We start from the raw sequence: 14,719 nt of genomic DNA, 5'->3' as shown, positions 1-14,719 counted from the left end.
CGGCCCAAGACGGTGGTCCGCTCTTGTCGCACACAAACCCGGCCTCACTCCGCCAGCGTCTTCAAAAACGCCACCAGAGCCGCGCGTTCGCGGTCCGAAAGCTGCAGCGGGTGGATCTCGGATACACCTTCGACACTGGCCGGCGCCTTGGAATAATGCGCCACCACTTCGTCCAGCGAGGAAAACTGCCCGGCATGCATGTAGGGCGGCCGGGTGGCGGCACCGCGCAGCGACGGCGTCTTATACCCACGAATGAGTTCCGGCCCGGCCTTGACCATGAAGCGCAACTCGCGGCAGGCGCTGGCATCACCGTCGCGAAAGGTGCCGAAACAGTTGAACGGATCGGCCTCGACCTGCGCCACCGCGTCGACGCGGCCGCGATCCGGCGGCAGGCCCGCGACAGGCGGCACGCCGGTGTTGTGAAAACTGCCGTCGGTAAAACGCGGGCCGTTGTGGCAGGTCACGCAATTGGCCTTGCCGATGAACAGCTTCAGGCCGAGGATTTCCTCCGGCGAAAAGACGGCGTCGCCTTGCGGCTCGGCGCCCACCGCAAGATCGGTAGCAAAACGGTCGAAGCGTGTCTGCGGCGGCGCGATCGAGCGCTCGAAGGCGGCGATCGCCTTGCCGATATTGGCAAAGACGCGATTGACCTCCTCGGCTTGCGCCTCCGGCATGGCGTTCCAGGCCGCCCTCTCGGCATCGGTGCCGAGCGGGCTGGCATTGGCCGGCACACCCGAAAGGTCCGGCAGCGGCCCGAAGATGCGCTCGTAGCGCTCGCCGAAACGGGCCTTGATGTAATGCGCGAAGGCGGCGCGGTTGCCGGCCTGCTCCAGCGGATTTTCGAGCGGCGTCAGTGCTTGCGCCCACAGGCTGTCGCGCCGCCCGTCCCAGAAGAACCAGGGATCATGCGCGACGCCGGCCAGCGGCATGGTACGCCGGTTGGTGCGGCCGACGCCGACCGCTTGCGGCAGGTCGTCCTGGAACTGGCGGTCGATCTTGTGGCAGGTCGAGCAGGATACGGTGCCGCCGCCGCTCATCCCGGTGTCGAAGAACAGCGTCGAACCGAGTGCCGCGGCGGCCGGCACCTCGGCAAAGCGATTGGTCGTGTCGGGCTTCAGCGGCGGCAGCTTGGACAGCGCCAATGAGGCGACGGTTTGCTTCTCGGCGTCGGAAAACTCCGGCCTGCCGCAGCCGGCGAGCACGGCCACCATCACCAACGCGAGAAGACTGGAAAACCGGCTCATCTATGGCTCACAGCACCACGTTGAAGACGACAGTGTCCGAACCGGCCGCGGCGGAAATGGCAAAATGCAACTGCCACCACCCGCTCATCGTGAATTTCACGCCGTCGATGCGATAGCGTCCCTCGCCGAGGTAATCGGTCGCCTGCGGGCTGGTCGGCAGACCGTGCTTGTGCTGCGGCATGCCGCCGGAAATCGTTATCGCAGCACCTTCCACCGGCGCACCCTCGACGGTTTTCAATGTGAGCAGCCAGGACTCCAGTTCGCCCTGCCGGATGACGCCTTTCTCGGGCTCGAAAGTCGCCACGAACAGCTTGTTCGCCGTCGTCCTTGAACGGCCGACGTCCGAGCTTGGTTGCGGCGCATGCGGCGCCGTCAGATAGACGACGGCCAGCACACCGGCGAGCAAGGCAGCCAGGCCGAAGCCTCCAAGAAGATAACGCCATAACGATGCCAAACCCATTCCTGTTCTGCGGATAACGATTCGCTGGGCAGATCGCGTCCCACGCCCCTGTGGGAAATCGCGCCCAGCGCAAGAATCCGCCGTCGCCAAGCATGGCGCTGCCGGCCGCAAAAAGCTACAGCACCGCAATTGCACGGATGGAGGAGTACTTCATGGCAGGAAACGGCGTCGCCTCGATCGGCGAGTGCATGCTCGAGCTTTCGGGCCAGGCCGGGCCGAACTGGCGCATGGGCTTTGCCGGCGACACGTTCAACACTTTATGGGCGCTGCATGCCTTGAGCGGCGAGCGGCCGGCGACCTATGTCTCGGCCTTCGGCGACGACCCGTTCTCGGGCGACCAGATCAAATTCCTCGCCGAAAACGGCATCGGCGTCGGCGCCAGCCCGGTGATAGCGGGCGCCCGCCCCGGCCTCTATGCGATCACGCTGACCGGCGCCGAACGTTCGTTCACCTATTGGCGGGCCGATGCGGCCGCGAGGCAGTTGGCTTCGGACCCAGCCGCTTTACAGAAAAGCCTTGAAAACCAGGCGCTGGTCTATTTTTCCGGAATCACTTTGGCAATCCTCGACGAGGGTGCGCGCAAGGTACTGCTGACGGCCGTGGCCAAGGCGCGCGCGGCCGGCTCGCTGATCGCCTTCGATCCCAATTACCGGCCGCGGCTGTGGCGCCAAAGCGAGGAAGCGCAGGCCGCGATCCTCGAGGCGCTCGCCGTCGCCGACATCGCGCTACCCACCTTTCCCGACGAGCAGATGCTGTTTGGTGATACGACACCGCAGGAAACAGCCGAACGGCTGCGAAAGCTGGTCGGCGAGGTCGTCGTCAAGAACGGCGAGGAACCGGCGCTGATCGCGCAAAACGGAACCTTGCAAACCGTGCCGGCGGTACACGTCGCCACCCCGGTCGACACCACCGGCGCCGGCGACTCCTTCAATGGCGCCTATCTCGCCGCCCGCCTTGCCGGCCATGCGCCGACTGAGGCGGTGCAGCGCGCCCATCGCGTCGCCGCCGCCGTCGTACAGGTGCGCGGCGCCCTGGCGCCGTTCGAGACGCTCAGGGCTGCGTTCGAGGCAACTGCTATCTGACCTTGATGACGACCTTGCCCTTGGCGCGTCCTGTTTCGACATAGGCCAGAGCCTCATTGGTCGCTTCGAATGGAAAGACCCGATCCAGAACCGGGCGGATCGCGCCGGATTCGATTAGAGCGGCGATTTTGCTCAGCTGATCGCCCTGCGCCCACATGAAAAGGAACGAAAACTGCACGGCACGGCGCTTGGCTTTGGCCCGAATTCCGCGGCTCAGGAGGCGCAGCACCAGCCTCAGCATCAAATTCAGTCCCTTTTCCCTGGCAAACTCGGGATCCGGTGGATGCGAGATGGAGATGAGCTTCCCACCCGGTTTCAGCACGCTCAGGGATTTTTCGAGCGTCTTGGCATCCTGGCTGTTCAAGACGACATCGTAGCCCGACAGAACTTTCTCGAAGTCTTCTTGCCTGTAGTCGACGACGACATCGGCGCCGAGACTTTTCACCAGATCGGCACTCGCTGCGCTCGCTGTTGTCGCAACGGTCGCGCCGAGGTGCTTGGCCAACTGAATGGCGAATGTTCCCACGCCCCCGGAACCAGCCTGAACGAAGACCTTCTGTCCCTTCTTCAGGTTTGCCCTTTCTATGAGCGTCTGCCAGGCGGTGAGACCGACCAGGGGAATCGAGGCCGCCTCTTCCATGCTGAGATTCTCGGGCTTCAAGGCCACGTCGGCTTCATTCACGGCAATGAATTCGGCGAATGTCCCAATCCGGCCATCGCGCGGCCGCGCATAGACATCGTCGCCGGCTTTGAACTTGCGGACTTTCGATCCCACGCGAATAACCGTCCCGGCCACGTCGTGGCCCAGGATGAAGGGCTGGCGATAGGGCAGGATGAGCTTGAATTCTCCGGTTCTGACCTTGGAATCGAGCAGGTTCACCCCTGCGGCATGGACCTCGACCAGGACATCGCTGTCCTGGAGCTGCGGCTCCGGCATTTCGGCCAGCCGCAGAAGGCCCTTTTTATTATATTTATCGACAACGAATGCCTTCATGGCAGTTACTTTCTAAGAATGTCTGTTGGTGTTCCGCGACAAAACAAGCCGAACGTTTTCAGTTGCATGGCCGCCCTGCGGCAAGACCTCAGCCTCGAGGAAGGACAGGGCTTTCGGGACGAAATCGGCGTAGTTCTGAACTACCCCGCCATGCCCGGCATCCGGATAGATAACCAGATGCGCCCCTGGGATACGCCCGGCGAGATCGTAGGTATTGCTGCTCGGCACCATCCTGTCCTGGTCGCCATTCGCAACCAAAGTGGGAATGCGGATAGCGCTCAGGTCTTGCGGCGCCTGGAGTCCGTAGGCCTTGATCGCCTTGAGTTGCGCGCCGAAGGCGCTCAGCGATACCGCCTTGTCCCGGTTGGACCGGCGCTCTTTCAGCCGTTGCAGAAATGCGTTTGCGGCGCGGCGCCCATTCGGCGTCGTTGTGAAGAAGAGATAGTATTTCGGATCCCGCAAAGTCAGCGCGCCCTTGATCATGTCCACGATCGTCAGCGGCGTCACCTTGTCGATGCCTTCGCCACCGGCCGGCCCCGTGCCAGCCAGGATGAGTTTGCGCACAAGGGCCTGACCAAATGTGTTGTGGTTGCTAGTCGCATATGCGCGAAATCCCCTGGCTCTGTTGTTCAGACCGGCAAGCGGAACTGCTTGCGCAGGCTCTTGTCGAACATCCCCGCGGGGGCAAAGCGGCGCAGCAGGCTGACCTGGCGCGCTGCCTTGCCAGCGGTGTAACGCCGTCGCGGACGGGCATCGGTCGCCGCCTTGACGACCACATTCGCCACCACTTCCGGCCGATCGGCTATCGGCATCACATCGCCCAGCAACGCCTTGAGCCCGGCTCGAGCCCGATCGTATTCCTTCAACAGCGAATCCGGCTCGATGCCGTTCTGGTCGAAGACGGTGCGGACGAATGCCGGCTCGATGACGGAAACGCGGACGTTGAAGGCGCGCACCTCGTGGTCGAGCGATTCCGAATAGCCTTCGAGCGCGTGCTTGACTGCCGAATAATGCGCTGAGTATGGCGCGGGTACCAATCCCAGAATGGAGCCGATATTGATGATGCGCCCTTGGCCGCGCCGCCGCATCGACGGCAACACTGCGTTGGTCATCCGCATGACGCCGAACAGATTGACGTCGAACAGGGCTTGTACCTGTGCGACCGAGGATTCCTCGGCACCCCCTAGCAGGCCGACACCGGCATTGTTGACCAGGAGATCGATCCGGCCGGTCTGCGCGAGCACGGTGGCAACGAGCGCAGTGACGGCCGCATCATCGGTGACGTCGCATGCCAGCATGGTCACCCCTTCCGGGCCATTACTGGTCTTGCGGCGACTTGTGCCAAAGACAGTGAACCCCGCCCGCGCCAAGGCCTCGGCGCTGGCGCGGCCGATGCCCGAGGAGGCTCCGGTCACGATTGCGGTTTTTTTCAGAATTCCCATTCATTTTTGATGTTCCAGGTTCGAGAGGTCTAGCTTATTTCCACGAATTGAATTATGGTCATAATATCAGATTATGAGCATAATGCAATAGCAGGACAGGAAAGAAAGACATGCGCTACGAAAAGGGCCGAAAAGACGCGTCACGCAGCCGGATCATGGAGGTCGCCGCCGAACGTTTTCGATCTGACGGCATCGCGGCGTCCGGGCTGGCGACCATCATGAGCGACGCCGGGCTGACGAACGGGGCCTTCTATCCGCACTTTCAGTCCAAGGCGGAGCTCGTCCGTGAAAGCGTGGCGGCGGCCCTGGACGCGCAGTCGCAGCAAGTGCAGGAAGCGTTGGCCGCCGGCGGTCCGGAAATGGCCATAGAGGCATATCTATCGGCCGAGCACCGGGACAATCCTGGAAAGGGCTGCGCTTCGGCCGCGCTACTGCCGGAAATAGCGCGGCAGCCGCCTGAAACGCGGGCCCTCTATGCCGAACGCGCCCAATCCCTGGTGCGTCAGATAGCCGACGCTCTGCCGCCGACCAACGATCCAGAGGGCGTTGCGTTGGGTGTGTTTGCAACGCTCATCGGCGCGCTTCAACTGGCCCGCGCCCTGGAAGGGACGGAATTGTCGGATCGCATCCTTGCGGCGGGATCAGCTGCGGCAAAGGCGCTGATCCGGCCGGTTCAAGACGAGGTGGCCCCCTGAGGGCAGCCCGGACTATTCGGCCGGCTCGAATCTGCCTTGCACCAAGACAGTCTCCACCGGTCCAAGCGGATTGATGATCCGGCTCTCCAGGACTTCGATAAGTTTGCGTCCAACACTCGCCATATCCACGAAATGAACTCCGATCTTTGCCGGCAGGAAACGTGCCAGCCGCGTGCTGTCACGGGTGACGATGTGGACGTCGCGGCCCGGTGTAAGACCCCGCTTGCCGAGGGCGTGCAATGCTCCCAGAAGGCCCAGTTCGTTGGCGCACGCCAAGCCCGTCGGCGGATCTGACGACGCCAGCAAGCGATCGAACCAGCCTGCGCTCGATTCCATGGTGAACATGCCATGACCGATCAGCGATTGGTCGATCGGAATACCGGCCTCGGCCATTGCCCTTCCATACCCGGAAAGACGCATGGCACTCGCCTGGTCCTCCGGAACGAGAAGTTGCAGCGCAATGCGTCGACAGCCCTTATCCATGAGCCGCCGGGTCGCCTCGTAGGCAATCTGTTCATTGTCGACATCGACATAAGGATACGCGATATCCAGGTCAGTTCTTCCAAACGCGACGAATGGCATGCGTTTATCCAGAAGCAGCTTGACGCGCGGATCAGCCGACACCAGGCGTGTGATGATCAGGCCGTCTGCGCTGCGCGCCTGGAGCTGCCGCTCCACACTCTCGACGGGATCGTCGTCGGGAGTGGTGGAATAGATGGACAGACTATAACCGGCTTGCCGCGCCGCCAGCGTCATGCCTTCGATTAAAGGAAGCTTCAACAGATCGGACAGATGGTCCCGTGTCTCCATCGGGAGTACTGCCGTCAGCGTCTGCGTTCGACCGGTTTTGAGCGCGCGACCATGATGATTTGGTAAATAGCCGACCCGCTTAGCCGCCTCCTTGACGCGGGCTATGGTCGAGGGCTGCACTTCCGGCCCATCCTTCAGAGCGCGGGATACCGTGGTCACCGAGAGGGAAAGTTCCGCCGCGATCTGCTTTAGATTGGCCATTGTTCGCCCGACTTCGTTTGCGAAAGCGCCGGCTGATTTTGCTGACCGCCAACGTTACCGGATTCGACACCCCGGTCAATCCAAACTCCCGCAGGAAGCAGCTTGACTCCAGCGCATTCAGATGCAATCGTAACGTTACGATTACAAAATAATGGCACTTTTGAGCGACATTTGGATAAAGTTGGGGAGGAGAACCTATGTCCTGGCTACGCATTTCCTTAACAGCATTCGCAATCTCGGCTGCCTTGCCCGTCCATGCGCAAACAGTCACCATCACGACCGCAGGTGGCGATTATGGCAACGCCATGAAGGAAGCCATGTGGGGGCCTGCTGCAAAAGAGCTTGGCTATGATGTCCACGAGGAGACCCTAAGCGACGGCCTGGCCGCCTTGAAGATGCAGGTCACATCGGGTGCGGTCACGACCGACGTCATTCACCTGGGCTCACCGGAAGGTGCCCAGGCGGCCGCACAATCGCTGCTTGAGCCACTCGACTACAAGATCATCGATCCGAAATCCGTGCCGGAGGGTGCGAAGTCCGACTACTGCTATCCGTTCGACTCCTACGGCACCGTCATGTCGTGGAACACCAAGACCTATGGCCAGAACCCGCCGAAGACGTGGGCGGAATTCTGGGATGTTGCCAAATTTTCTGGCCGGCGCGCGTTGCGCGCCAATGCGCAAGACTCGATCGAGATCGCGCTTCTCTCCGATGGCGTGGCACCCGCGGACGTCTATTCCGTGCTCAGCACGCCGGAAGGGCTAGAGCGCGCCATCAACCGGCTTGAAGCGATCAAACCAAATGTCGCCGTGTGGTGGACCTCGGGAGCTCAGTCGGCGCAGTTGCTGAAAGATGGTGAGGCGGATTTGGTCATTACCTGGAACGGACGGGCTCAAACCGTGAAAGCAGATGGCGGCGCGGCTGACTACACGTTCAAGGGTTCGGTCATCGGCACGGACTGCCTTGGGGTGCCGAAGGGAGCGCCGAACAAGGAAGCCGCGATGAAGCTCATCGCAGCGATGACGCAGCCTGCGCGAGTTGCGAAGCTGACCGATTTCATTGCCTACGGCCCAGTCAATCCTGCGGCATATGAGGGTGGCCTTATTCCCGAGGACCGTCTGAAGACCCTTGCGACCGCGCCTGAAAATGCTGGCACTTCGGTGTTTTCGAATTCAGAATGGTGGGTCAAGAATGGCGAGGCTGCCCAAAGAGCCTTCGATGAAATGATGGCCCGCTGACTCTCAGCTCTAATGCATATCGCGCAAAAGTGTGCAGCGGTTTTGCGACAACAACATGCATGAAAACAAGAACCTAAAGCGTGTCGCGTGAGGCCGGTCGAACGCGACGCGCCTTAAGGCTGGAGCACATGATGAAGTCGCTCGCGATCACCATCGAAAGCGTGCACAAGGCTTATGGATCCTACGTCGCACTGGATGATGTTTCGCTCGACATTCAGGCTGGCGAATTCCTCACGCTGCTAGGGCCATCGGGATCGGGCAAGACCACGTTACTCATGGCTCTGGCCGGTTTTGTCCGCCCGGATTCCGGTAAACTTCTCTTGGGCGATCGAGACATCACCCGCCTGCCGCCCAACAAACGAGACATCGGCATAGTATTCCAGAATTACGCCTTGTTTCCGCACATGAATGTCCTGGCGAACGTCGCGTATCCGCTGGTGTTGCGCAAGGTACCGAGAGCGGAGGCGCGTCAGCGGGCGCTTGACACCTTGGCCCGCGTGAAGCTGGATGGCCTGGCGGAGCGCAATGTTGCCGCACTATCCGGCGGCCAACGTCAACGGGTGGCATTGGCGCGGGCTATCGTCTTCGAACCGCGCGTGATGTTGATGGACGAGCCGCTGTCGGCGCTCGACAAGAATCTGCGCGAGACCATGCAGTATGAGATCCGGCGCCTGCATGATCATCTAAGGATCACGACAATCTATGTGACGCATGACCAGCGCGAAGCGCTGATTATGTCTGACCGGATTGCGGTGATGAATTCTGGCCGCATCCAGCAGATAGATACGCCGCAGCGGATTTATGATCGTCCATCGACCCGCTTCGTCGCGGAGTTCATGGGCGAGGCTAACATTGTGGCGCCAGGCTCAGCACGCAGAATCGACGGCGCCGAACCATCACGCGAAACTCTGATGATCCGCGCCGAAAGCTTCCATCTTGATGCGAAGCTCGTCGGGGGAGACGGAGTGGCTCTCGAAGGAATACTGCGCGCCAAAGCGTTCCGCGGCGAGAATTGGCTTTTGACGCTGGCGCTTGACGGTGGGCAAGAGGTTCTTGTCTGCATTCCGGCAGCGCTGGCCGGCGGCTGCGCCGAGCTTGCCGCCGGTCAGCGGATGACTGCATATGCACCGGCAGCGAAGGTTCACGCGATACCGGGAGCGATGGCGTGATCGTCGTCCGGGATCCGGCGCTCGCGGCGGATGCACGGCGCGAGCGGCGGTTTTTTCTTTCGCTTTCGCTCCCGGCGCTGTTCATCGTTGGGCTGGCGGCGATACTGCCCATCCTTTGGATCATCCGGCAATCCTTCCTGACCACCGGGGGTGAGTACACGGTCGGCAATTACCAGAAGGTCCTTTCGAGCGGACTGACGTGGTCGGCGCTCGTCACGACCCTCGAACTGTCCTTGGGTACGCTGGCGGCCTGCATTCTTCTCGGCATCCCTCTGGCGCTGGCTCTGGCCAGCGTCAGACCAAGGGTGGCCAACGTGCTGATGGCGTTCGTCATGCTGCCGCTGTGGACCTCCATTCTGGTGCGTACCTATGGTTGGCTCGTGCTCTTGCGGCGCGATGGCCTGATCAACGCGGCGTTGACCGGTTCAGGCCTGACGGCGGAGCCATTGCCGCTGGTCTACAACTTCACCGGAACGCTCATCGGCATGGTGCACTACATGCTGCCACTCTTTCTGCTGCCTGTTTATGCTGCGATGCGCGATATCGACCCAAATCTCATTCGCGCGGCAGCGAGCATGGGAGCCACTCTCAGGCAGGTCATCCGCACAGTCATTTTGCCGCTATCGGCGGGCGGCATCTTCTCCGGTTCGATCATCGTCCTCATCTACGCCATAGGTTTTTTCATCACGCCGGCGGTGCTTGGCGGCGGCAAGGTAAATCCTCTCTCTACCCGGATCGAGCGTACACTATCGACCTTTCAGGACTGGGGGTCGGCGAGCGTCCTGGGCATTCTGCTCCTCGTTCTTATGGCGCTGATCGGTGTGATGTTGCTGGCGGCACGCCGCCTGGTGGCCCAGAACACAGTGGAAGCCCCCCATGCTTGAAGCCTATCCGCAAAACAGGCTCGCCCGCATTTTGCTCTGGAGCTTTGCCGCTCTTGTCATGGCATTTCTGATGCTGCCAACGCTCGTGGTGGTGCCGCTTTCCTTTTCGGCGTCGAATCTCCTCGAGTTTCCGCCGCACGCCTACTCGTTGCGTTGGTATGAGAACTTCTTCGGCTCGGCAACGTGGATGGCTGCGCTCAGAACGAGTTTGATCCTTGGGACATTGACGGCGTTGATCGCGGTGCCGTTTGCGCTGCTCGCCTGCATTTCAATGAATCGGCTGGGCGGAAAAACCGCTGCGATCATCCAGAGCGTCCTGCTAACCCCCTCGATCACCCCGGGTATCCTGCTTGCGATCGGTCTCTTCTTTGTCTTGGCTGCACAACATCTGATCGGAACGCTATTCGGTGTGCTGGTCGGACATGTGGTGCTGGCCGTTCCGGTCGCCTGCATTGTGTTGCTGCCGGCTCTCGCCCGCTTTGACTGGAACCAGGTCCAGGCGGCGCGCAGCCTCGGTGCAAACTGGGCCAGAGCCATTGGCGGAATAATCGTTCCGCAACTTCGGATCAGCTTGCTGTCGGCGACATTGATGGCGTTCCTGACTTCGCTCGACGAGTCTGTGATTTCGATCTTCATCGCAAGCGGTCGCAACAGCACGATGCCGAAGCTTATGTTCCTGTCGCTGCGCGATCAGATCGATCCGACCATTGCGGCGATCTCGACATTGTGGACCGTCATCGTGGTGGCCGTGGTCCTGATTGTGACCCTTCGCCAAAAATCCTGACCGAGACTGGAAACATGCCCACCAATCACCATGCAGCCGACGATCTGACGGATCATTCGACGGACATCCCTCAGGTAGGGTTGGCCATCATCACCGGGTCGGCAAACTGGGGGCTTGCCTTCCCGGAAGATGTCGAATTCGATGGTGTGCGCACGTTGCGGCGCGACATGAGTTTTGAAACGCCTTTCGGTCGCACCGACAACTGGAAGTTGCTCGAGTTCGATGCGTCGATCACAGCCGAAGGGAGAGCGAAGCGCGCGTTGTGCATGTATTCGCACGGCAATCCCCGCGACCGTATCGACCATTCCTGCCATCGCCGCGCGTTCTGGGTGTTGATGCGGGCGGGTGTACGGCAAGTTCTCGCCTGCTCGACTGTAGGCGCCGTCAACAAGGCGATCCAGCCGGGCGACATGGTGGTGACCGCCGACATCATTGAACTGACGCAGACCCCGTTTTCACTGCTTCCTGACCGCCAGAGCTTTGACTGTTCGGGCAAGCAAATCGTGTGTCCAAGATGTGCGGCGGTTCTGGTCGAAACGGCCCGCCGTCATTGGCCAGCCGAATGCCGCGTTTACGGCATCGAACAGCAGTTGGTGGCTGCCCATTGTTATGGGCCCCGACTGACAACGCCAGCCGAAGCCTTGGCGTATCGGGGCATGGGTGCGGATGTCCTCAACCATTCCATCGCCCCTGAGGCGACCTTGTCGCGCGAGATCGGCGCGTGTTTCGTGCCTTGCGCATTCGTGACGGCGGGCTTCAACGACTATATGGATCGCAATCGCCAGAAACTGCTGCAGGAGGACGTGCTGCCCAATCTCTCCATGACAGCCTCGCGGGTCGCGCTGGAGACCGCCGCGCGACTTCCCGCTGATCCGGAATGCTCCTGTCAGGGCTTGAAGTCGCCTCAGCCGAAAGAACGCTCCAGCCGGTTCTGAGACGACCCTGGTGCGCCGGATGGCTGAGGCTCTGCCGCAGACCAAGGATTCCGAGGGCGCTGCATTGGGGCGTGTTTGCAACGCTCGAGTCGTACGCTTCGGCAGGGGCACTCCAGCCCTAAGGCAGCCTGAACCGGTATTCCGTCACGTGATGGTAGATCTGGCCCGGCCACAGCGTGGCTTGCGGGAAATACGGCCGGTTGGGCGCATCCGGCCAGATTTGCGGTTCCAGGCAGAAGCCTGAAAAAGGCTTGTACTGGCGGCCGCCCAAACCAGGCGAAGACGGCGCCAGATACTGGCCGGTATAGAGCTGGACGCCCGGCTCGGTGGTCCAGAGCTCCATCTCGACGCCGGAATTCGCGCCTTGCGCCCATGATGCCTGCTTCAGCGGCCCGCGCGTCGAGGCGAGGCAGAAATTCTGGTCGTAGGGGAGCTGTTCGCCCTCGGTCTCCATGCGCAGCGGCCGCGCCTGGCGAAAGTCGAAAGGTGTGCCGTCGACCGGCTTGACCGTGCCTGTCGGAATCAAATCGGCGTCGACAGGAAGATAGGCGCCGGCATTCAGCATCAGCCGGTGGTCGAGAATGTCGCCGGCGCCGCCGTCATCCAGGTTGAAATAGGAATGCTGGGTGAGGTTGCAGAGCGTCGGCTCCTCGCAGGTGGCGGTCAGTTCGATGCTGAGCGTGCCGGGGATCTTCAGCCGGTAGGTGCAGGTCACGTCGAGCGCGCCGGGAAAGCCCATCGTGCCGTCGGGGTCATGCAGGGTCAGCGTGACAAAATCCCTGCCATGCAGCGAAACCGCCCAGGCTCGTCGCGAAAAACCTTGCGAACCGCCATGCAGCGTATGCTTTTCGAGGAAATTGCGCTCGGTCTGGTAGCGTTTGCCGGCAAGCGTGAAGCGGCCGTCGCGGATACGGTTGGCGTAGCGCCCGACGACAGTGCCGAAGAAGGCCTTATCCGTCTCATAGTACTGGAAACGATCATAGCCGAGCACCAATGGCGCCTCGTGCCCGGCCAGGTGCAGATCCTGGATGATCGCGCCCAGGCCGATAATGTTGGCGGTAAGGCCGCCGCCACGAATGGTGAAACGGCGGACTTCCTCGCCCGCCTGCGTCGTGCCGAAAACCTCGCCGTCCTTCATTGCCATGCTCGCAAGTTCGTTGCTCGACGCCAGCCTGGCCTTTCCAAAGCGGCCCAGGATCGTTTTCGGTATTACCGCATGAGGCTTCTAGAGACCAAGTCCGCCGATGCAGACATATTTGGTGTCGAGATAATCCTCAATGCCCTGATGGCCGCCTTCCTTGCCGAGGCCCGATTCCTTGACGCCGCCGAACGGCGCCTCAGGGGTGGTGATGAGCCCTTCATTGACGCCGACCATGCCGTATTTCAACCCTTCCATGACCCGGAAGGCGCGGCCGAGATCGCCGGTGTAGAAATAGGCGGCCAGCCCGAACTCGGTATCGTTGGCGAGTCCTACGGCCTCTTCCTCGGTCTCGAACTTGAACACCGGCGCCACCGGGCCAAAGATTTCTTCCTTCATGAAGCGCATCTTCGGCGTGGCATTGGCGATCACCGTCGGCTGGAAGAACGAGCCGCCGAGCGCGTGGCGCTTGCCGCCGGCGACGATCTTGCCGCCTTTGGCAGTAGCGTCGGCAATCAACTCCTCGACCTTCTCCACCGCCTTCTCATCGATCAGCGGTCCCTGCTGGACACCGTCTTCGAGGCCGGAACCGACCTTCAGCCCGTTGCTCGCAGTAGCCAGCTTTTCGACGAACCGGTCATAGATGCCGGCCTGCACCAGGAAGCGGTTGGTGCAGACGCAGGTCTGGCCGGAATTGCGGTATTTGGCGGTGATGGCGCCAGCGACGGCCCGATCGAGATCGGCGTCGTCGAAAACGATGAACGGCGCATTGCCGCCGAGTTCCATCGACACTTTCTTGACGGTCACCGACGACTTCTGGATCAGGATCTTGCCGACCTCGGTCGAGCCGGTGAAGGTGATCTTCTTGACCAGCGGATTGGCGCAGATCTCGTCGCCGATCTCGCCGGCGGCGCCGGTCAGGATGTTGATCACACCTTTGGGGAAGCCGACTTCCTCGGCAAGTGCGCCCCAGGCAAGCCCCGAATAAGGCGTCTGCGACGCCGGCTTGACCACGGCGGTACAGCCGGCGGCAAGCGCCGGACCAAGCTTGCGGGCCAGCATCGAGGATGGAAAATTCCATGGCGTGATGGCGGCGATGACGCCGACCGGCTCCTTGGTCACCAGAATGCGGCGGTCCGCCCAGGGTGACGGAACGACGTCGCCATAGGTGCGGCGGCCCTCTTCAGCGAACCACAATATGTAGGACGCGGCCGAGCCGATCTCGCCCTTCGATTCGAACAGCGACTTGCCCTGCTCGATGGTCAGCAGTTCGGCCAGCACGTCCTGATTGTCCATCATCGCGTCATGCAGCTTGCGCAGCAGCTTCGAGCGTTCGAGCGCGGTGGTCTTGCGCCATGTCTTGAAGGCAGCGTCGGCGGCTTCGATGGCGCGGCGGGTCTCGGCCTTGCCCGATTTTGGCACGGTGCCGATCTTGAGGCCGGTGGCAGGATTGTTGACGTCGACCGTCTGGCCTGAATCGGCCTGCACCCATTCGCCATTGATGAGATTGGCCTGCCGCATGAAATGGCTGGTTTTCTGAAGCATGATCTCGCCTCCGTTCGGCACCTGGCGGGCCGGTCGCTGATTTCGTGAATGGACGTGCGCGATAGCATCGCTAGAGCCACTGCTCTTAGCCCAGGGCA

General features: G+C 61.5%; 14 protein-coding genes and 1 pseudogene. 7 read left to right on the top strand and 8 right to left on the bottom strand.

Translation table 11 applies throughout. From position 1 onward, the window contains the following. Positions 1-44 precede the first annotated feature (44 nt). Positions 45-1,244, bottom strand: a complete 1,200-nt coding sequence (locus tag NKH01_RS01335; RefSeq protein ID WP_352484207.1) for a cytochrome-c peroxidase — start codon at positions 1,242-1,244, stop codon at positions 45-47. A 7-nt stretch (positions 1,245-1,251) separates the two neighbouring features. Continuing rightward, entirely contained in the window at positions 1,252-1,698 is a 447-nt protein-coding gene (locus tag NKH01_RS01330; protein ID WP_023719997.1) for a FixH family protein, read from the bottom strand. Between the two features lie 158 nt (positions 1,699-1,856). Here NKH01_RS01330 and NKH01_RS01325 point away from each other — a divergent pair, with 158 nt between their 5' ends. Continuing rightward, the gene (locus NKH01_RS01325; RefSeq protein ID WP_023719996.1) at positions 1,857-2,786 is read left to right on the top strand and encodes a sugar kinase; all 930 of its coding nucleotides are present in this window, start codon (positions 1,857-1,859) and stop codon (positions 2,784-2,786) included. Here the strand turns inward: NKH01_RS01325 and NKH01_RS01320 are convergent. From NKH01_RS01320 to NKH01_RS01310, 3 genes and pseudogenes are all read right to left on the bottom strand, one after another. Next, a complete protein-coding gene (locus NKH01_RS01320; RefSeq protein WP_353018573.1) occupies positions 2,779-3,780 on the bottom strand; it encodes an NADP-dependent oxidoreductase in 1,002 nt (333 codons plus the stop codon). The genes NKH01_RS01325 and NKH01_RS01320 overlap by 8 nt on opposite strands. 90 nt (positions 3,781-3,870) lie before the next feature. After that, a pseudogene (locus NKH01_RS01315) lies at positions 3,871-4,347 on the bottom strand (alpha/beta fold hydrolase); the annotation flags it as partial. A gap of 62 nt (positions 4,348-4,409) precedes the next feature. Then, a complete protein-coding gene (locus NKH01_RS01310) occupies positions 4,410-5,222 on the bottom strand; it encodes an oxidoreductase (RefSeq protein ID WP_353018571.1) in 813 nt (270 codons plus the stop codon). Between the two features lie 110 nt (positions 5,223-5,332). Here NKH01_RS01310 and NKH01_RS01305 point away from each other — a divergent pair, with 110 nt between their 5' ends. Next, positions 5,333-5,917 (top strand): TetR/AcrR family transcriptional regulator, encoded by a 585-nt coding sequence (locus NKH01_RS01305; RefSeq protein ID WP_352998896.1) that lies wholly within the window; start codon positions 5,333-5,335, stop codon positions 5,915-5,917. A 12-nt stretch (positions 5,918-5,929) separates the two neighbouring features. On the opposite strand, the gene NKH01_RS01300 is transcribed toward NKH01_RS01305, so the two are convergent. Then, positions 5,930-6,928 (bottom strand): LacI family DNA-binding transcriptional regulator, encoded by a 999-nt coding sequence (locus NKH01_RS01300; RefSeq protein WP_352998894.1) that lies wholly within the window; start codon positions 6,926-6,928, stop codon positions 5,930-5,932. 197 nt (positions 6,929-7,125) lie between these two features. Between NKH01_RS01300 and NKH01_RS01295 the strand changes: the two genes are divergently transcribed. From NKH01_RS01295 to NKH01_RS01275, 5 genes are all read left to right on the top strand, one after another. After that, positions 7,126-8,166, top strand: a complete 1,041-nt coding sequence (locus NKH01_RS01295; protein ID WP_353018569.1) for an ABC transporter substrate-binding protein — start codon at positions 7,126-7,128, stop codon at positions 8,164-8,166. 131 nt (positions 8,167-8,297) lie between these two features. After that, positions 8,298-9,335 carry an ABC transporter ATP-binding protein gene (locus tag NKH01_RS01290; protein WP_353018566.1) on the top strand — a complete coding sequence of 346 codons (1,038 nt, stop codon included), beginning with the start codon at positions 8,298-8,300 and terminating at the stop codon, positions 9,333-9,335. Beyond that, on the top strand, positions 9,332-10,219 hold the full coding sequence (locus NKH01_RS01285) for an ABC transporter permease (protein WP_353018565.1): 888 nt from the start codon (positions 9,332-9,334) through the stop codon (positions 10,217-10,219). Before NKH01_RS01290 ends, NKH01_RS01285 begins: the two co-directional genes overlap by 4 nt. Next, the gene (locus NKH01_RS01280; RefSeq protein WP_023719987.1) at positions 10,212-11,003 is read left to right on the top strand and encodes an ABC transporter permease; all 792 of its coding nucleotides are present in this window, start codon (positions 10,212-10,214) and stop codon (positions 11,001-11,003) included. The genes NKH01_RS01285 and NKH01_RS01280 overlap by 8 nt, the downstream gene beginning before the upstream one ends. 80 nt (positions 11,004-11,083) lie before the next feature. Then, positions 11,084-11,938: a phosphorylase family protein gene (locus NKH01_RS01275; protein ID WP_352791369.1), complete on the top strand. Its 855-nt coding sequence runs from the start codon at positions 11,084-11,086 to the stop codon at positions 11,936-11,938. Positions 11,939-12,056: 118 nt separating this feature from the next. Here the strand turns inward: NKH01_RS01275 and NKH01_RS01270 are convergent, their stop codons facing one another. Continuing rightward, positions 12,057-13,082 (bottom strand): aldose epimerase family protein, encoded by a 1,026-nt coding sequence (locus NKH01_RS01270; RefSeq protein WP_353018562.1) that lies wholly within the window; start codon positions 13,080-13,082, stop codon positions 12,057-12,059. Between the two features lie 81 nt (positions 13,083-13,163). Beyond that, entirely contained in the window at positions 13,164-14,621 is a 1,458-nt protein-coding gene (locus NKH01_RS01265) for an NAD-dependent succinate-semialdehyde dehydrogenase (RefSeq protein ID WP_352844326.1), read from the bottom strand. Positions 14,622-14,719: the final 98 nt, after the last annotated feature.

Source organism: Mesorhizobium sp. M1403 (assembly GCF_040317695.1).
GTDB lineage: Bacteria > Pseudomonadota > Alphaproteobacteria > Rhizobiales > Rhizobiaceae > Mesorhizobium.
This window is presented reverse-complemented; position numbering and strand designations above follow the sequence as displayed.